The following is a 19,688-nucleotide window of genomic DNA, read 5'->3' as shown; positions in this document are numbered from 1 at the left end:
CTGGTGTAAAATTCATAAATCATATTATGAAATAAATGCTTTTATAAATGTTCTTATCTGATTCCTGTCAGATCCTTGATAACTTCTCCGGCGAGAATCAAACCAGCTACTGAAGGGACAAATGCATTACTGCCCGGTATCTGACGACGGTCGGTGCATTTTCGTTCTGCTCCAGGAGGGCAGATACAATTACTTCTACAGCTGATTGCCATATCTTCAATCGGTTTTCTTGCAGGTTCCTGTGAATAGAGTACCTTGAGCTTCTTCACACCGCGTGTTTTTAATTCCTTACGCATTACCTTTGCCAAGGGGCATATGGAGGTTTTATAGATATCAGTTATCTCAAATCTAGTAGGATCCAGCTTGTTGCCCGCCCCCATACAGCTAATGATCGGTACATTCTTCTCCTGTGCTCGAAGAATCATCTCAATCTTTGCAGAAACTGTATCGATTGCATCTACGATATAATCATACTGTGTAAAGTTAAACTCTTCCGCATTGCTTGGTAAATAAAAACACTGATGTGTAATCACGTTTGCATTTGGATTAATCTCAAGGATACGCTCCTTCATAACATCCACTTTGTATTTTCCAACGGTTTTTCTGGTCGCGATAATCTGTCGATTAATATTTGTCAGGCAAACTTTATCATCGTCAATCAAATCAAAACTGCCAACACCGCTTCTGGCTAATGCCTCTACTGTATAACCGCCGACACCGCCGATGCCAAATACCGCAACTCTGGAATTCTCAAGCTTCTCCATTCCTTCCCTGCCAAACATCAACTCTGTTCTTGAAAATTGATTTAACATATCTTTCCGCCCTTCTGATCATAATCATCTAGAAAATTATAAGCCTTCTCTTTATCATGGTACCCTATGATGGTACTTAAATTCACATCGTGAACACTTCGGAATATGTTACTGTCGATGCTAGAATTAGTCTGTCTGAACTTTTTAATTAACGCCTTCATCTCCTGACGCTTTGAGCCGCCACCACCGTTATCACATAAGGTACAGTTCTCGGTAAAACGGCATGCGCATTGAATAAACTGAAGATCATTATACTGCTTCCATGCCAGAATATCCGCTTCCTTCACCAGATACATCGGGCGAATTAACTGCATACCGGCATGATTTGTGCTGTGAAGCTTCGGCATCATCGTCTGAATTTGACCGCCGTATAGCATTCCCATCAAAATTGTTTCTATCACATCATCAAAATGATGTCCCAAGGCAATTTTGTTACAACCCAATGCCTGAGCATTCTTATACAGATATCCTCTTCTCATTCTTGCACAGAGGTAGCAAGGGGATTCATCCACCTCCGCCACAATATCAAATATTTGGGTTTCAAATATCGTAATCGGGATATCAAGTATTTTTGCATTGTTGATGATGGTTTGACGGTTAATTTCATTATACCCCGGGTCCATCACTAAAAATACCAGTTCAAACTTCATCTTACCATGACGTTGAACCTCCTGCATCAACTTAGCGAGTAACATTGAATCTTTACCGCCCGAAATACAAACAGCAATTTTATCTCCCTCTTGAATTAATTGATACTCATTTACACCATTAATAAATTTCTTCCAGAGAGGTTTACGAAATTTCTTTATAATACTTCTTTCAATTTCCTGATAACGTTCCATGTAATATACCACTTTCTAATATCATTTTTCTTATTCTTGTAGGTCTTAGTCTGCTTATTGCTTACAAATATATAACAAGACTAATTCGTCAGTTTCTCATAACACTGATGGAAGGCTCCCATAAATGCATCCAACTCCTCATCGGTGGTCAGATGGCTTAAACTAATTCTCCAGGAACACATCGCATTCTTCTTGTCCTTCGATACGGCGTAAACCGGTCTGGAAGGGGACGCCGCTACCGAGCATGCTGATTTGATGGACACACAGATTCCGTATTCTTCTAGGGCTTCTCGAAACACTCCTGCTTTCACACCCTGAACACTCAGATTCAGTATAAAAGGAATCGAAAAATTGGAGCTGTTGATTCTTACCTTTTTATAGGTAAGAAGATACTTTCTTAACCGTTCATTCATCTCTTGTACCTTATGATGTCGATTAGTCATGTTCTGATAGGAAAGCTCCAGTGCTTTTAAAATAGAAGAAGCCATACCTAATGTGGGGGTTCCGCTTCGATATATTGTCGTACTTGCACCACCATGAATTAGTGGTTCCAGAACAACCTGTTCCTTCTTTATTAACACTCCTGTTCCATTTAACCCATAGAATTTATGAGGGGTAAAGGTCACACAGTCAACATACTCTAAGGAAATCGGTACTTTTCCAATCGCCTGTGTCGCATCCGTGTGAAAATAACAATTCGGATAACCGCTTAATAGCTTACCAATCTCCTCGATGGGCTGTCTCACACCTAATTCACTATCAACTGTGCAGATTGATACTAATACGGTATCCTGTCTCAGAAGCTCTTTCAGATGCTCCATATCAACAAGTCCGTCCTTTGTGATATCAATCAAATCTATCTCATAACCTTGGGTCTGTAGATAGGTTAATGCTCCACTGACCGATGGATGTTCCAAACAAGTGGAAAGAATATGCTTCCCATTATTTTTATGTGCCTGCACTAATCCCTTAATTGCTAGATTATTTGCTTCACTGGCTCCAGAAGTGTAAATAATCTCCGTGGGCTTTACACCAAGTAATGCAGCCATCTCTATTGTTATATGGTCAAATCTGTTTTTTGCTTTTTTCCCCAATGGGTGAGTCGAATTCGGGTTGGCAATATATCGATTTGTCTCTTCCACAAAGCATGTTAACACTTCAGGGTCAACCGGAGTATTTGCCGCATAATCCAGATAAATCATAATTACTCCATTCTGTCGCAAAGCGACCTTAACTATCGTGTTCAAATCCCACAACATATAACTCATTCCTTCAATTTATATAACCAGTTGAATTGACGTTCTATATGTGGAAATCTTTTGACTTGCTAGCCAATCTAGATACTTATCACAAAACAATAGTAATATCATAATTCCTAATTCATACTATGTCAATGGATTATATCGAAATGAATCACAGGGTATGTTCACTACAAAAATCAGGAGCTGCAGCAATATAACTATCCTTTCGGATTATTATTGCTACAGCCCCTGCTTCATCATATCTTATTTAGATTATACTACTTCTTGGAATTCATCCTTACTTACTCCACAGGTAGGACAAACCCAATCTTCAGGAATATCTTCCCACTTTGTGCCAGGTGCGATTCCACCATCCGGATCACCCTCAGCTTCATCATAAATATATCCGCATACTATACATTCATACTTCTTCATAAAGATTACCTCCTGTTTATAAGTGTTTCTATTTATAAATATATATATACCATAATCTTGGTAATATTACAAGAATAAAATAGAAATAGTTATCATTTTTATTTTTTATTTCATATAAAAATGAGGGTTATATTTTACTATCCGGCTATGAAATATTAGGAGTCCCAACCATCTTATAGCATGTCAATGATATCTTGCAAAATATCAATCCACTCATTTAGCAAAGTCGTATCTTTATCTAATTGAACGGAATCTTTTTCATAACCTTGAAGTAATTTAATCTGGTGTTTATAAAATTCTTGCCACTTTACAAATATTCCCTTGCAGTTAAAAAGCTTATCCCAATCCTTATTTTCAATTTGAGCTTGTAGGTCGCGTAGCTGATTGTTGAAGCTATCAGCGGGGATGCCCATTTGTTTTTTAAAATCTGAGAGAATGAATTGCTTCTGAAACAACTTTTTTTTCTGCCAATTTTGGTATTGGTCATAGAAAACATTTGCTATTCTTGTAAATAGGGATGATAATTTATCATAGTCTTTTTGAAGATACGTTCCATTTGAAGGATTGATATCGTTACTTAAAAGACCACTATCTATAAGTACCTGATGGGACATAATTTCTTTTCCGTTATACTGTTTCGCATTTACAACTGAAAGTGCATAACCTACCCCCGCAATTTCTGCATCCACAATATATTCCATGTGTGCATCAAAAAACTCCTCAGAAGTAATGCCCATAGATGCACAGATCGTTTCTACTGCTTTAATCGCAGTATCCGTCTTTACAAATCCAGGTGCTATAGAGTATGTAATAAGTTTAGTTTCGACATTTTCCTCTGAAAGTGTATTACATAATTCCACCTGTGCAGTCTTGAATATTTCATACGCCGACATATATGGATTTGGGGCAGATGGAACAAACACAATAATCCCACCTGTGTTTCTCATAGAGGTAATAAACTTTTGAACTAGAAGGACAGGTGCTCTCAGGTTTACCGCATAGCTTAAATCCCAATCCGATATTGTAACCGCTTCAACAGCACCCATGGGAACAACAGCAGCATTATTAATCAAAACATCCAGTTGCTTATATTTGTTCTCTATGTATTCGTACAGTTTGTTAATTTGGTTTTCATCTGTAATATCGATAGGATAAAAATCCACGCTCCCATTATAATGTTCCCCATTAATCCTTTCTTGTGCTTCCTTTCCCTTTGCATCATCTATTTCTGCAATGATGACTGTTGCACCCATGTATGCAAATGCCCGTGATGCCTCAAAACCTATCCCACCACCGCCACCTGTTATCAAGATGGTTTTATTTAAAAGTTCTGTTCTACTATAGTTGTTTTCCTCAAGAATCATATTATTCCCCCTTGAAATATTTCGTTATTCTACTTAGTACTGACACGAAGCATATCTACAAACCAACTGGTTTCTGGGTAAGGTACCGTAGGGTTAAGCGCAATCATCTCAACGTAGGCTTGTACTGAAAGCCAATATGCCAATGCCAATGCCATAGGATTTCCTTTTCGTATGATCCCTAGATGTTGACCTTCTTCGATAATACCAATTGATTTTTTGATAACATCATTTTCTTCAAGTAGCTCTCGCATTTCTTTCGGTAAATTGGGATTACGCTGTGCTTGGCTCATCAAAACAAATAATTCTGCAATGTACTGATCAGACTTAACCATTTTAAAAATGTGGTCCGTGGAATTAGAAAAATAGTTTATAGGACCATCATAAGGAGGAAAAAACTGCCCAGTTCGACCAGATAATCCAATGTTAATCAGTTCCACATACAAGCGTTCAATCGAATCAAAATAATGATATAACAAGCCAACACTCATTCCGGTTATTTCTGCAATGTCGATTATTTTTGTTGCTTCATAGCCTTTACGTATAAAAAGACTTAATCCTGCTCGTAGGATATCTTGACGCCGTTTTTCTTTCTGTTCTGTTCTTTTCGTCATAGTAAACACTCCAAAATATTATTGAATATTCTTTCATTGAATATATATTCAATATTATACATTCTGTTTATTGTAAAGTCAACCGTCTTATAGTAAAGTTTTCCATAAACAATATCATCTTGATTCAAATACTTATAATATCTTTCCATAGCACTTTCCATCTATTACAGTCGATCATCCATCTAAAAAAAAGAAAATACAGAAAGGGCGTGTTGCAAAACTGTTTTAATAAATGGTTTTGCAGCACGTTCTTTCTTTATAGGCAAAAAAAATAAGACATATCATTTCGATTGTCCTTGTCTAAGATCTGTTTTTGGGTTTTAGCGCGACTTTAATAAAGATATGTACTTTTCTTGAATTTATGCACTTTCTTTTACTGGATGTAGGTGGTTTCCTAGTCGTCCATTTTGGATTTTTGCATGCAGTTTGTTGAGATTATAGCCTAAACAAAGAAGAATAAACTCAGTTTTTACGTTGTTTTTACCTCGTGTTAAAAATCGATTGAAATCATAATCATTTTTCAGGACACCAAAGGCTCCTTCTACCTGAATGGATCGATTAACTCTCAACTTAATTCCCTGATCTGTCATTATATTTTCATGGGATTTTTTTCGTTCCTTAATAAATGTTTTAGATAACTCCATTCGCCTATTTCCTTGCGCTTTTGTACACTTGGACTTGTAGGAACATCCATTGCAATCCTCACATTCATATACCGTAAGTCTGGAGCGATAGCCGGACGCTGATTTCTTATGATGAATTCCTACTGGCCACAAAATTCGGTCGTTCGCACAGACATAAGCATCTGCCTCTTCTAAATATCTCATGTTTTCAGATCTTTTGATATCATCCTTAAAGCTTTTTTTCTTCCATATCTCATAACTTTGAGGTTTGATATATGGTGTAATGTTTTCTCTATCTAGATATCGATAGTTTTCCTCGCTCTCATATCCCGAATCCGCAATAAGGTTCGTGTACTTACGTCCCAACTTTTCCAACATACCATTTAACATGGGAATTAAGGTTGCCACATCATTTCTATCCTGAAAAATCTCTACTCCTGTTACATACTCACTTTCAACCGCGATTTGTACATTATACCCGGGTTTTAACTGCGAATTCCGCATATGATCTTCCTTCATATGCATAAAGGTTGCATCCTCATCTGTTTTGGAATAGCTATTTCGGTTTTTCATAAGCTCCTTGCCAATATCGTATTTTTCTTTTCGTTCCTTATATTCCTCTAATTGCTCAATCCATTTTTGAACCTGTGTTTTTCGCTTTCCTATACCGTGTACAAATGGGATTTTTCTGCTTTCTTTTTCTGAATATAACCATAAAAGAATACCTTCAATATCTTGAATAGCAGTTTCCTTTGAAAAAGAAAACTCTTTGATTTCTGACAGATTAATTTCAGCTATCAGTTTTATAGCTTTATCCATCATCTTATCTTCATTCTTAAGAATAACTTTTTTCCAGACAAATGTGTATTTATTGGCATTTGCCTCGATTTTTGTTCCGTCAATAAATGCATTCTCAAACTGAATTTCACCTATATCATGTAGAACTAGAACCATCTGATAAAAAAGTCGGTCAACCACTCCTTCTGATAGATAGTTTCTTCGAAAGCGGCTAATAGTAACGTGATCAGGAGCTTTCTGTCCGGCTAGAAGCCAGCGGAAGTTAATATCTCTGCGGCATGCTGTTTCGATTTTCCTAGTTGAGTATATGTTCTGTGAATAAGCATAGGTCATGATCTTGAACATGGTCTGTGGTTCCACTGCCGGATTTCTTCCTGTAGAAGAGTAAGCCTTATACAACTCTGTGTAATCTAATCCCTCCAATATGTGGCTCAGCAGTCGGACAGAATCATCTTCAGGTATCAAACCTTCCAAACTTAATGGTAAAACTAGTTGATATCCTTGATTAAGTTCGGTATAATTTTTCTTGTGTAATTGTGTTATTCGCATGACCTAATTATACCACTTTTGCGGATTCTTCGGAATCCGCATTTTTGTTTCTGCATAGAAAAGAGGCTGCTACAAAACTATTTTGTTTTGCAACAGCCCCTTTCTGCTTAACTAATTATTATTTAAATTATTTTAAGGGAAATTTTGTTGTAAGTGATTTAATTTATCTTAGAATTATTTTGTTTCTAAGATGTACTGATTTAAGATGCTCTCAAGTAATTCCTGTCTGCCGGACTTATTAGGTGCATAGTTGTTCTGTAGTACATAAGCCTCTAATTCCTTAAATCCTACTTTACCTTCTACGATATCTTTACCAATACCTTCGTTATAGCTTGAATAACGCTCAGCCTTGAAGTTCTCGAATACGCCATCTTCGATTAATTTTGCAGCAACTTTTAAGCCCTTAGCAAATGCATCCATACCTGCAATATAAGCATAGAATAAATCATCATCTTCGAAGGATCCACGACGTACCTTAGAGTCAAAGTTCAAACCACCCTTTGTTAAGCCGCCTGCTAAAAGGATCTCATACATAGCTAATGTTGTATCATATACGCTGGTTGGGAACTGGTCAGTATCCCATCCAAGTAAAGGATCACCGGTGTTTGCATCGACACTACCTAAAACACCATTGATTCTGGACATGTTCAATTCATGCTGGAATGTATGTTGAGCCAATGTAGCATGGTTTGCTTCAATGTTCATCTTGTAGTAATCCTGTAAATTATATTTTCTTAAGAATGCAAGAACGGTAGCTGTATCAAAATCATACTGATGTTTTGTAGGCTCCTTTGGCTTAGGCTCGATTAAGAATTGGCCGGTAAAGCCGATTTCTTTTGCATAATCAACAGCCATCTGAAGTAATCTTGCAAGGTTGTCTAATTCTAATCCGGTATCAGTATTTAATAAAGTCTCATAGCCTTCACGACCACCCCAGAATACGTAGTTTTCACCACCTAAATCTTTGGTGATTTCCATTGCTTTTTTAATTTGTGAAGCAGCATAAGCAAATACTGTTGCGTTGCAAGAGGTTCCTGCACCATGAACAAACTTGTCATCGCTGAAAGCATTTGTTGTACCCCAGAGACACTTAATTCCGGTACGAGCCATCTCTTCTTTAATAACTGCAACGATTTCGTCAAGGTTTTTATTTGTTTCTGCTAAAGTTGCACCACGAGGAGCGATATCCTGATCATGGAAACAGAAGAAAGGAATTTGCATTTTTTCCATAAATTCAAAAGATACACGAACTCTTTCTTTTGCTTTCGCTAAAGCATCATCAGTCTTATCCCATTCACGATGCATTGTAGCACCACCGAAAGGATCATTACCCATATATGTGAGTGTATGCCAGTAAGACATAGCGAAACGGCATTGATCCTTCATCGTCTTACCCATTACCACTTCTTCAGGATTATAATACTTGAATGCAAGTGGGTTTTTACTTTGAGGTCCTTCATATTGGATCTTATCAACTTTAAAATATGACATAGTTCTTCCTCCTTAATAATGTTTTCAATGAAGTTTATCTATTAGTTTTATGAAAAAACTAATTTACAATTCATATTATAAATCTTTTCTCAAAATAATACAATAGTAATTTGTAAATTAATTAAACTAATTCATTTTTTCTTTATTTTTGGCATACTTCCTTGCTTTATCAACAGTCAAAAATCAATATATTTACCATCGAAATTCATGCTTCCACATCAATTAAGTATATTCAATATTAATACTGATTTTATCTCTCAACTTTATTACAGGATACCTTTAAAAAGAAACATACATCTACAGTGAACTGTTCATAAGTTACGCAATGTATTTGAATCAAAATAAAGGTATCCTCATATATCATTACACTGATCGCATTTTTTTATTCAAATAATTTTCTTACATTTAATAGTCCCCATCCTTGCTTTTCCCAATGCTGTCCCAAATCCACTGCACAATCCCTAAGCTTTAACTTCACTTCACGATTTGTCATATTTGGCCGAACGGATAACAATAAAGCAACCGCGCCAGAGACAACCGGTGTGGCCATCGAAGTTCCGCTTTTTATAGTGTACATCATTGGAGATTCTGTGGAGCTTAGTCGTACCTCTCCACTTTTCATTCTGGAAGAATATCGACTTATATTACAGGATATTATATTGGATCCCGGCGCCACAATATCCGGTTTTTTTATACAAAACGGAGTAGGACCACGCCCTGAATAGTCCTTTGTTTTGCCGCTGCCATATACCTCAGCGGTGATATTATCATCAGATGATCCAACTGTGATAACCTTCCTACTAATACCCGGTGTTGAGATTGACATTGGCCCCGGTCCATTGTTGCCGGCTGCTACCACAACTACAATTCCGTTATCCCACACCGCGTTTACCCCTTGAACCAACAATGAATTCTCATCCAGATTATCCTTTGAGGAGGTACCGACTGAGATGTTTACTACCCGAATATTATATTTAATTCGGTTATCGATAATCCATTGAAGACCTGCCAGAACATCTGAAATATTCCCATCACCACGATGATCTAATACCTTAACTGATATAAAATTACATTCCGGTGCAACTCCCTTATATTTCCCCTTTGAAGAATAGCCATTCCCTCCGATAATTCCGGCAACATGGGTTCCATGTCCATTGTCATCATAGGGCTCCGTTCGCTGATTGATAAAATCCTGAAAAGCAATTACTCGGTTACCACCTTCCACAAAGTCCTTATGCAATGCTATGCCAGTATCCAGTATCGCTACTCCGATTCCTTTTCCATATACGCTATGGTCATGAGCCCATTTACTTTCGATAATATCTCCTACCCGGTTCATTTGAGCAGATAAAGGAGAATCCATCTCTACGCATAGAAGTCCATCCATTGATTTTACATGTTCCAGCTGAGCTGTATCTACTTCAAGCACATAAGCGTTTATCATAGGAAGTCTATATTTTACATTGCCCAAATCTTCCATCGCCTGTAGTCTTTTTTCATATTCATTACAGTGTACAATCACCTGTACTCTATGCTTTGCGACCATACCTAGGCTCCACTGTCTTTTTTATTATCCTATTCTGAAAGCTTAACCAATATACACGCTTAACTTAGAATGATTTTTTTACAGCAAAGTTAAAAATTTCACTCTTTTGACATGCACATTTTCCTCCACTTTTCAATCAAAACTCGATTTATGGGAGATTTTATCGTTCAATTCTTTGGAAACATAAATTCCAAAAAGGAAATCAGTCAAGCTAATGTTCATATGATACAATGTAATCATTATTAGGAGGAACATACAATGAGTGATTTACAAGCAACGCATTGCGAATCAAGTGGTGGTAATGATTGTAGTTGGATTCTCATCCTTATACTTTTATTATGCTGCTGCGGAGGTAACAGTGGTGGTTTCTTAGGCGGAGGCGGTTTTGGCGGCGGAAGTGATGGCTGTGGCTGTACCGGTATTATCTTGATTATCATTCTCCTTTGCTGCTGCTGTGGTGGATCTGGTGGCTTCTTCTAAAAGCGACTAACACCACATTCACTTGAACAAGTGGCAAAAAAGAAAGGCTGCGATTGCAGCCTTTCTTTTTCTGTATTTTTAACCCTTTTATCGCTTAATATTTATCATTACTTTTTCTTTTTGTTTTTATATCTCTCATAACATTCACGATCAATTTCATACACGGTATTATCTTCAATGATTAAATCATCGTCTTTTCCTGATTGTTTTGTATATAGATCATTCCTATTAACTTTATTTTGAGATGACTTGAATTGATTACTATAATGATATCCGGCGGGTCTACCGGAAGGATGATACTGTTCTCCCATTTTGTGCCTCGATTTATGTTATCACTCTAATATATGATAATTTTGTAGAAATGTATCTTAAAATGATTGAAACATATAATAATTTCCATTATACTATATCAAAATGAAATAAAGGAGTGACACTATGTCAGGATCGGTGTATGGAACAATATTTAAAATATCAACCTGGGGTGAGTCCCATGGCAAGGGAGTCGGCGTTGTAGTCGATGGATGCCCTGCCGGTTTAACGCTAAATGAAGAACTGCTTCAGCCTTATTTAAACAGAAGAAAACCTGGTCAAACCAAATATTCCACTCCCCGTAAGGAGGAAGACAAAGTCACTATCCTGTCCGGTGTATTTGAAGGAAAAACCACCGGCACCCCAATATCCTTAGTTGTATTTAATGAAAATCAAAAGTCTGGTGACTATAACAAGATCGCGCAGGCTTATCGACCGGGTCATGCAGATTATTGCTTCGACCAAAAATATGGCTTTCGCGATTACCGTGGAGGCGGCCGTTCCTCCGGTCGTGAAACGATTGCAAGAGTTGCCGCTGGTGGGATTGCCAATATCATCCTTCAGGAATTGGGAATTACAGTGCAAGCGTACACAAAATCTATTGGTCCTATTACCATTGACCCGAATAACACACATATAAGCGATGCAAGCAAAAGCCCTCTCTATATGCCTGATCTAAAAGCATCTGAACAAGCGGAGGAATATCTGCTACAGTTAATGCAAAATCACAACTCTTCCGGCGGTGTAATTGAATGTATCGTATCCGGTATGCCAGTTGGTATTGGTGAACCTGTATTTGATAAGTTGGATGCCTCACTAGCAAAAGCAGTTATGTCCATAGGTGCAGTAAAGGGTTTTGAGATTGGGGACGGTTTTCATACTTCGTCCTTAACTGGTGCCGAGAACAACGATCCTTTTTTCCTTGATGAAAATTCAAATATAGTCAAGTGTACCAATCATGCAGGCGGTATACTTGGTGGAATGAGTGACGGGTCGGATATTATTCTACGAGCTGCCATCAAGCCCACTCCTTCTATATTTAAGACACAAAAGACCGTAAATCAGGATAACGAGAATATCGAAATCAATATTCAGGGCCGTCATGATCCTATCATCGTACCACGTGCAGTTGTAGTAGTTGAATCCATGGTTGCTATCACTCTAGTTGATTTATTATTCATGGGAATGACTTCTAAGATGAGCCGTATCAAGGATTTTTACAAATAACAGCTCAATCTTATCCAGATATTATACCATGTAAAATTGTAAAATTCGCCTAAATGGTTATATAAAATTATCAGAACAGAGGTTCCAACAGAGATTTAACACAATCTTGGGTTGGAACTTTTTATTTATTCCATTCATATATTTTAGTAAAATGAACGCAATCTGTCTATGACAGTGAGGTATCGACTTATGGATGAATGTGAATTGATTACTCTTGTAACTGCTGTTGCCTGTGGCATCTCAAAATGTTGTTCGGAAAATGAAATTACATTGTTATCCGTGGTATTATCCCAACTAGGGGATACCTTGGCGACGGTATTAACCCAAAGAGAGATAAATGAGAGTAAAAAAGATAACGAAAATGCACCGATCACAATAACACCACCACCAATTTAGCAGGAATACGAATAACCGGAAAGACTAATATGTAGCCAGTCTTCCCGGTTTCTTATTATTAAAAAATTCTAGTACATCGTAGTATGCAAATCTATCTATTGTCTTTGTAATAAAATTTTATCACTGTCTCACTTTAAATTACAAAATTGTATTGACAACGTATGATATCTTAGTATAATAATCTTGTTGTGGTTTAGCAATGCTAAACTTATTGTTTATTCCAAGTAAGAATCCGAAAGGGAATCTGTTATGCAAATAGGATCTAAAATCAAAGAACTACGTATTCAAAAGAGTCTGACTCAAGAGGAATTGGCAGATCGAGCAGAGTTATCAAAGGGGTTTATTTCACAGTTGGAACGTGACCTCACCTCACCTTCCATCGCTACTCTGGTGGATATTCTTCAATGCCTTGGAACCAACCTGGAAGAATTCTTTAGCGGAACTACCGCTGATCAGGTTGTATTCAAAAAGGGTGATTATTTTGAAAAATACGATGCCGAACTTAAGAATCAAGTGAAATGGATTATTCCAAATGCTCAAAAAAATATAATGGAACCGATTTTATTAACCTTGGATGCAGGGGGCTCCACTTATCCCGATAACCCACATGAAGGGGAAGAGTTTGGATATATTTTAAACGGAAGTATTTCTCTTCACATCGGAAACAGAATCCATAAGGTCAAAAAAGGGGAATCTTTTTACTTTACTGCAAATAAGCAACACTATATTACAGCGAATGAAAAAACCGGGGCTACGCTTTTGTGGGTATCCACTCCGCCCAGCTTCTAATCCGAAACCGAATTATATAATATTATATTACGATATATTTTAACAAGCCAAAACTGGCTTGTTTTCATGCAAAAGGAGGAACCCCAATGACGGATAACAAATTAATTAACCTTGAACACATATCTAAATCATTCGGCGATACCGCAGTACTGGATGATTTAAATTTATATATACGAGAGAACGAGTTCGTGACGCTTCTCGGTCCCTCCGGATGCGGTAAAACAACAACTTTACGAATTATCGGTGGTTTTGAAACACCGGATCAGGGTAGAGTCATCTTCGAGGGAAAGGACATCTCCAAACTTCCACCCAATGAAAGAAAGCTGAATACAGTATTCCAAAAATATGCGCTATTCACACATATGACAATTGCAGAAAATATTGCTTTCGGCCTTAAAATAAAGAAAAAGAGTAAAACATACATAGATGATAAGATTAAATATGCATTAAAGTTAGTCAACTTAGACGGTTTTGAAAATAGAATGCCTGATTCCTTAAGTGGTGGACAGCAGCAAAGAATCGCCATTGCCCGTGCAATCGTAAATGAACCTAAGGTATTGCTTCTCGACGAACCACTTGGTGCGCTCGACTTAAAGCTTCGCCAAGACATGCAATATGAATTGATTCGTTTAAAAAATGAGTTAGGTATTACTTTTGTATATGTCACACATGATCAGGAGGAGGCCTTGACCATGTCCGATACAATCGTTGTTATGAATCAGGGTTATATTCAACAAATCGGAACACCTGAGGATATTTACAACGAACCAAAGAATGCCTTTGTGGCAGACTTTATCGGCGACAGTAACATCATTCCTTCCACCATGGTGGAGGATAAGCTGGTTAACATACTTGGTACTAATTTCCCTTGTGTGGATATCGGTTTTGGTAAAAACAAGTCCGTTGATGTTGTGATTCGTCCAGAGGATATTGATTTAGTGAAACCGGAAAACGGTTCCGTAACCGGAACTGTAACCTCTCTTCTCTTTAAAGGAGTACATTACGAGATGGAAGTTACTGCAAATGGCAGAGAATGGCTCGTTCATTCTACCGATCTTGTACCAGTTGGAACTCAGGTTGGAATTCATGTAGATCCTTATGATATTCAGATTATGAATAAACCGGAATCCGAAGACGAACAAGCTGCAGATATTAGTGAATAATATCATTTAACTAAATTTAAAGAATAGGAGTAGATTTCCTATGTTTAAGAATAAACTTAAAACTATTACGAAAACTGGTTTGCGCATGACACAAACCGCCAATGTAAAATGGCTTTCCTTTCCCTATTTAATTTGGATGATAGGGTTTATCATTATACCATTAATATTGATCTTCTTCTATGGTTTCACCTCAGAAACAGGTGGATTCACCCTAAAGAATATCACAATTATCTCTGATCCGATTAATCGTAAGGCTTTATTTTTGTCCCTTGCATTATCCGTTATCAGCACTGTCATCTGTTTGATTTTAGCCTACCCATTAGCTTTAATCTTAAGAAATGCCAAGATGAAAAGCAACAGCTTCATAGTGTTAGTCATGATTTTACCTATGTGGATGAACTTTTTATTACGTACAATCGCTTGGCAAAATATCTTAGAGCGAAATGGTGTCTTAAATAGTTTTCTAAGGCTATTCCATCTGCCGACACTAAACTTAATCAATACTCCGGAAGCAATCATTCTCGGTATGGTGTACAACTTTCTTCCCTTTATGGTACTGCCAATTTATAATGTTATGATTAAAATTGATCAGGACGTCGTAAATGCGGCCAGAGACCTTGGAGCAAATGGTAGACAGACCTTTCAAAAGATTATATTCCCACTATCATTACCCGGAGTGATCAGTGGTATCACGATGGTATTTGTACCTTCCTTAACGACCTTCGCAATCTCAACAATTCTCGGTGGTAACAAGATTGTTTTAATCGGTAATGTCATCGAGCAGCAATTTCGGTATTACCACTGGAACACGGGTTCTGGCTTGTCATTGGTGCTTATGATATTCATTCTTATAAGTATGTCTGTGATGTCAAAATATGATAAAGAAGGAGAGAACATATGGTAAAACGTTTTTTAAGCCGATTTTATGTTGGATTTATCCTCCTATTCTTATACGCGCCCATTTTCATTTTAATTGTGCTTTCTTTTAATCAGTCAAAATCAAGAGCAAAATGGGGTGGTTTTACCCTGGGATGGTACAAATCATTATTTCAGGATCAAGATATTATGAATGCTTTGACTACTACTCTCATACTTGCCTTTTTATCTGCTTTGATAGCGACAGTAATCGGTACTACTGCCTCAATTGCAATAAACAGGATGAGGAAAACTCCAAGAGCCATATTACTTGGTATTACTAATATCCCAATGCTAAATGCAGATATTGTAACCGGTATCTCATTTATGTTAATCTTCGTAGCGATTAATTATACCCTTGGATTTTCCAGTGTTCTGCTGGCACACATAACCTTTAACATTCCATATGTTATTTTAAGTGTAATGCCAAAGTTGCGTCAAATGAATCCGAGTACCTTTGAAGCAGCACTTGATTTGGGAGCTTCACCATTATATGCATTTTTCAAAGTAATCCTTCCGGATATCTTCCCTGGTATCATCTCAGGATACTTTTTAGCATTTACTATGTCGTTGGATGATTTCGTAATTACTTATTTTACAAAAAGTCAGGAAATCAACACCTTATCGACACAGATTTATACTGAAGTTCGAAAGGGAATCCAGCCAGAGATTTATGCACTGTCCACATTAATGTTTGTCACAGTATTATTGTTATTAATCCTAATAAATCGTAAAAATGCGGAAAAAAATACACTTATGAGAGTAGGATAGGAAAGGAAGAAAATTAATGAAAAAGGCATTAATTCTATTATTGATATTATCATTATCAGTAGGAGTTTTGACCGGTTGTTCCGGAGCGAAAGAAAAAGTATATGTTTATAACTGGGGAGAGTACATCGATCCAGCAACTGTAAAACAATTCGAGAAAGAAACCGGTATCAAAGTAGTATATGATAAATTTGATTCTAATGAAGAGATGTATGCGAAGGTGAAAGCCGGTGCTGTAAAGTATGATGTTATTTGTCCTTCAGATTATATGATACAAAAGATGCGACAGGAAAACTTACTCACCGAAATTGATTTCACTAAGGTACCTAATATTAAAAACATTGATACTGCCTATATGAAAGCATCACAAACCTTTGATCCTGAGAATAAATTCAGTGTTCCATATTGCTGGGGTACCGTTGGCATTCTTTATAACAAGAAAATGGTAAAAGGTCCAATTGACAGCTGGGGTGCAATCTTTGACAAGCAATATTCCGGCAATATCCTGATGATTGACAGTGTTCGCGATGCTTTCGCAACTGCACTAGCATATCTGGGCTATGATATCAATTCAACGGATGAAAAACAGTTGAACGAGGCAAGAGATTTGTTGAAGAAGCAATACCCGTTAGTGCAGGCATATGTAGTTGATCAGGTTCGTGATAAAATGATTGGTAATGAAGCAGCACTTGGTGTAATCTACTCTGGTGAAGCAATCTTCACCAAAAGAGAAAATCCTGATTTAGAGTATGTTGTTCCAAAGGAAGGCTCCAATGTATGGATTGATGGATGGGTTATTCCGAAAAACTGCAAGAGCAAAGAAAATGCAGAAAAATTTATCAACTATATGTGTGATGGTGACGCAGCCTTAAAGAATTTTAACTATATCACTTATTCCACACCAAATAAAGTTGCACGTGAACGAATTACAGATCAGGATATCAAGAATAGTCAAATTGCATTCCCTGATCAATCCATACTTGATCGTTGCACCACCTACAAATTCTTAGGTGACAAGATTGAATCCTTATATAACGACAAATGGAACCAAGTTAAGTCTGATTAATATTAAACAAAGGGCTGTTTTAAATGCATTTTGAAACAGCCCTTTATAAGTCAAAATATATACTTTCATTTCTGTCGGCTCTTTATCATAACGCTCTTCTACGCTCTGACCACGTTTCGCTCTTCCCCTGCTTGGAACGCCTTTATGTTTTGAAACACTTCATCCGTTACTCTCTGTCTTGCTTCAACCGTAGCCCACGCGATATGTGGTGTAATCAAGAGCTTTGTACTGTCCTGAATTTCTTTTAGAGGGTTACTATCCACCATTGGCTCCACCGTAAGAACGTCAAGCCCTGCAGCCCCAATCCACTCTTCTTTTAATGCTTTCGCAAGTGCATTCTCATTAATAATTGGCCCTCTTCCAAGATTGAGTAAAACTGCTGATTTCTTCATCTTTTTAAGCTCTTTTTCATCAATCAGATTATTGGTTGCATCGTTTAACGGTGCATGAATTGAGATAACATCCGATTCCCTCAATAAGGTGTCTAGCTCGACACGTTCAAACTTAGAATTACTATTTTTGCCCGAGGTGGAGTAGTATATCACTTTACAGCCAAACTGCTTTGCCACCTCAGCTACTCCTCTTCCAATGTCCCCAAGTCCGATAATACCCCAGGTTTTGCCTGAAAGTTCATTGAATTTCACATTAAAATGGCTGAAGATATCAGATCGGATATAATCCCCTGATTTTACAAATCTGTCATAGTAGCTTAGCTTCTCAAACAAATAAAAGAAAAGAGCAAAGGTGTGCTGAACCACTGACTGAGTCGAATATCCCTTTACATTTGCCACAACGATATTACGGTTATTTGTATATGGAAAGTCAACGATATTCGTTCCTGTACCTGTGATGCAGATCAGCTTTAGATTCTTAGCACCAACTAATGATTCTTGATTCATGGGTACCTTGTTCACGATAACAATATCTGCTTCTTCCATTCTCTTCGCATTCAATACAGAATCGGAACATGGGTATTTTACCACCTCGCCGAGTTGATCAAACATTGATAAGTTCACATCATTTCCCAATGTATCTGTTTCTAAAAATACTATTTTCATAAATTCATATCCTTTCAGTAAAAAATTAATCAATATACTTGCCTAACCGTCGTAGAAAACAAATCATAAAGGCTCTTCTATTAGGGCTATTATTTAAGGGCCGCCTCAAAATGTCACACCAGCCTCATTGCAAGCCTCGTTGATTCCAATTTTGAAACAGCCCTATTCGTTTTATCTGATTCTTTCCGGGAAGCCCACTTTTTTCTGAGCTTTGCGTAAGGTCTTCGTTGCATAGTAATTTGCTTTTTCAGCATTTGCTTTAATAATACTATCTACATAAGCTTTATCCTTCTGCAGTTCACTAAAGCGATCCTGTATCGGTTTTAATAAGCTTGCAACCGATTCGCCAACAGCTAGTTTAAAATCACCATAGCCACTTCCTGCGAATTCTTTCTCGATTTCACTAACTGATTTATTGGTAGCTGAGGAATAAATGTCGATCAGATTACGAATACCCGGTTTTTCATCCGCATATCGAATTTCATTATCGGAATCTGTTACTGCTCTTTTGAATTTGCGGATAATCGTATCCGTATCATCCATCAAGTAGATACTCGCATTCGGGTTCTCATCTGATTTAGACATCTTCTTATCCGGTTCCTGAAGACTCATTACTCTTGCGCCCTGCTTACCGATGTAAGGTTCCGGAATGGTAAATACATCACCATAAATTGCATTAAATCGGTTCGCGATATCGCGAGTGATTTCCAGATGCTGCTTTTGATCCGATCCAACCGGAACCACATCAGCCTGGAATAATAAAATATCCGCTGCCATTAATACCGGATAGGTGTAGAGTCCTGAATTAATGTTGTCAGAGTGTTTTGCTGATTTATCCTTAAACTGAGTCATTCGGTTTAACTCACCCATATAGGTAAAGCAATTTAAGATCCAAGCAAGTTCTGCATGTGCAGGAACATGGGATTGGTAGTAAATACAATTCTTCTCAGGATCAAGTCCGGAAGCGATATATAATGACAGCAATGCTCTTGCTCTCTTGCGAAGCTCTGCAGGATCCTGACGAACCGTAATGGAATGCATATCTACTACACAATAAAAGCATTCATATTCATTCTCAAGTTCGACCCAGTTTTTTAACGCACCCAAATAATTTCCTAATGTAAGGGTTCCTGTTGCCTGCATTCCGCTAAATATTGATTTTTTTCCGTCTAGCATATGTTCACATCCTAATTTATTTAGTCAGG

17 protein-coding genes and 2 pseudogenes are annotated in these 19,688 nt (G+C 37.4%); 7 read left to right on the top strand and 12 right to left on the bottom strand.

Going from position 1 to position 19,688, the window contains the following annotated elements; all coding sequences use genetic code 11:
• Positions 1-53 precede the first annotated feature (53 nt).
• The 9 genes and pseudogenes from AC6IWN_RS04690 to AC6IWN_RS04650 all read right to left on the bottom strand — a co-directional run bounded on the left by AC6IWN_RS04690 (position 54) and on the right by AC6IWN_RS04650 (position 10,105).
• Positions 54-812 (bottom strand): tRNA threonylcarbamoyladenosine dehydratase, encoded by a 759-nt coding sequence (locus tag AC6IWN_RS04690; RefSeq protein WP_497991213.1) that lies wholly within the window; start codon positions 810-812, stop codon positions 54-56.
• Positions 806-1,651 (bottom strand): annotated as a pseudogene (locus AC6IWN_RS04685) (tRNA 2-thiocytidine biosynthesis TtcA family protein); the annotation flags it as partial. The pseudogene AC6IWN_RS04685 and the gene AC6IWN_RS04690, both read right to left, overlap by 7 nt.
• Before the next feature lie 83 nt (positions 1,652-1,734).
• Positions 1,735-2,913, bottom strand: a complete 1,179-nt coding sequence (locus AC6IWN_RS04680; RefSeq protein ID WP_497991212.1) for a cysteine desulfurase family protein — start codon at positions 2,911-2,913, stop codon at positions 1,735-1,737.
• 255 nt (positions 2,914-3,168) lie between these two features.
• Positions 3,169-3,330, bottom strand: coding sequence for a rubredoxin (gene rd / locus AC6IWN_RS04675; protein WP_497991211.1), 162 nt, complete (start codon positions 3,328-3,330; stop codon positions 3,169-3,171).
• 173 nt (positions 3,331-3,503) lie between these two features.
• The gene (locus AC6IWN_RS04670; protein ID WP_497991210.1) at positions 3,504-4,694 is read right to left on the bottom strand and encodes an SDR family NAD(P)-dependent oxidoreductase; all 1,191 of its coding nucleotides are present in this window, start codon (positions 4,692-4,694) and stop codon (positions 3,504-3,506) included.
• Positions 4,695-4,723: 29 nt separating this feature from the next.
• On the bottom strand, positions 4,724-5,305 hold the full coding sequence (locus AC6IWN_RS04665) for a TetR/AcrR family transcriptional regulator (protein ID WP_497991209.1): 582 nt from the start codon (positions 5,303-5,305) through the stop codon (positions 4,724-4,726).
• 359 nt (positions 5,306-5,664) lie between these two features.
• Positions 5,665-7,275 (bottom strand): IS1182 family transposase, encoded by a 1,611-nt coding sequence (locus tag AC6IWN_RS04660; RefSeq protein ID WP_497987278.1) that lies wholly within the window; start codon positions 7,273-7,275, stop codon positions 5,665-5,667.
• 174 nt (positions 7,276-7,449) lie between these two features.
• Positions 7,450-8,766: a xylose isomerase gene (xylA, locus tag AC6IWN_RS04655; protein WP_497991208.1), complete on the bottom strand. Its 1,317-nt coding sequence runs from the start codon at positions 8,764-8,766 to the stop codon at positions 7,450-7,452.
• A 382-nt stretch (positions 8,767-9,148) separates the two neighbouring features.
• A complete protein-coding gene (locus AC6IWN_RS04650) occupies positions 9,149-10,105 on the bottom strand; it encodes a S8 family peptidase (RefSeq protein ID WP_497992166.1) in 957 nt (318 codons plus the stop codon).
• 465 nt (positions 10,106-10,570) lie between these two features.
• Between AC6IWN_RS04650 and AC6IWN_RS04645 the strand changes: the two genes are divergently transcribed.
• On the top strand, positions 10,571-10,792 hold the full coding sequence (locus AC6IWN_RS04645; protein ID WP_497991207.1) for a chorion class high-cysteine HCB protein 13: 222 nt from the start codon (positions 10,571-10,573) through the stop codon (positions 10,790-10,792).
• 107 nt (positions 10,793-10,899) lie between these two features.
• On the opposite strand, the gene AC6IWN_RS04640 is transcribed toward AC6IWN_RS04645, so the two are convergent.
• Positions 10,900-11,103, bottom strand: coding sequence for a hypothetical protein (locus AC6IWN_RS04640; protein WP_497991206.1), 204 nt, complete (start codon positions 11,101-11,103; stop codon positions 10,900-10,902).
• 124 nt (positions 11,104-11,227) lie between these two features.
• Here AC6IWN_RS04640 and aroC point away from each other — a divergent pair, with 124 nt between their 5' ends.
• The 6 genes and pseudogenes from aroC to AC6IWN_RS04610 all read left to right on the top strand — a co-directional run bounded on the left by aroC (position 11,228) and on the right by AC6IWN_RS04610 (position 17,425).
• Positions 11,228-12,328, top strand: coding sequence for a chorismate synthase (aroC, locus tag AC6IWN_RS04635; RefSeq protein ID WP_497991205.1), 1,101 nt, complete (start codon positions 11,228-11,230; stop codon positions 12,326-12,328).
• A gap of 189 nt (positions 12,329-12,517) precedes the next feature.
• Positions 12,518-12,724, top strand: coding sequence for a DUF6774 domain-containing protein (locus AC6IWN_RS04630; RefSeq protein WP_497991204.1), 207 nt, complete (start codon positions 12,518-12,520; stop codon positions 12,722-12,724).
• Between the two features lie 249 nt (positions 12,725-12,973).
• Positions 12,974-13,513 carry a helix-turn-helix domain-containing protein gene (locus AC6IWN_RS04625; RefSeq protein ID WP_497991203.1) on the top strand — a complete coding sequence of 180 codons (540 nt, stop codon included), beginning with the start codon at positions 12,974-12,976 and terminating at the stop codon, positions 13,511-13,513.
• Between the two features lie 86 nt (positions 13,514-13,599).
• A complete protein-coding gene (locus AC6IWN_RS04620) occupies positions 13,600-14,676 on the top strand; it encodes an ABC transporter ATP-binding protein (RefSeq protein WP_497991202.1) in 1,077 nt (358 codons plus the stop codon).
• Between the two features lie 85 nt (positions 14,677-14,761).
• A complete protein-coding gene (locus AC6IWN_RS04615; RefSeq protein ID WP_497992165.1) occupies positions 14,762-15,580 on the top strand; it encodes an ABC transporter permease in 819 nt (272 codons plus the stop codon).
• A pseudogene (locus AC6IWN_RS04610) lies at positions 15,574-17,425 on the top strand (extracellular solute-binding protein). Before AC6IWN_RS04615 ends, AC6IWN_RS04610 begins: the two are co-directional and overlap by 7 nt.
• Before the next feature lie 98 nt (positions 17,426-17,523).
• On the opposite strand, the gene AC6IWN_RS04605 reads toward AC6IWN_RS04610, so the two are convergent.
• Positions 17,524-18,483: a D-2-hydroxyacid dehydrogenase gene (locus AC6IWN_RS04605; protein ID WP_497991201.1), complete on the bottom strand. Its 960-nt coding sequence runs from the start codon at positions 18,481-18,483 to the stop codon at positions 17,524-17,526.
• A 171-nt stretch (positions 18,484-18,654) separates the two neighbouring features.
• Entirely contained in the window at positions 18,655-19,659 is a 1,005-nt protein-coding gene (trpS, locus tag AC6IWN_RS04600; RefSeq protein WP_497991200.1) for a tryptophan--tRNA ligase, read from the bottom strand.
• Positions 19,660-19,688: the final 29 nt, after the last annotated feature.

The sequence above is a fragment of the Variimorphobacter sp. HTMS_6 genome (genome assembly GCF_059717775.1).
This window is presented reverse-complemented; position numbering and strand designations above follow the sequence as displayed.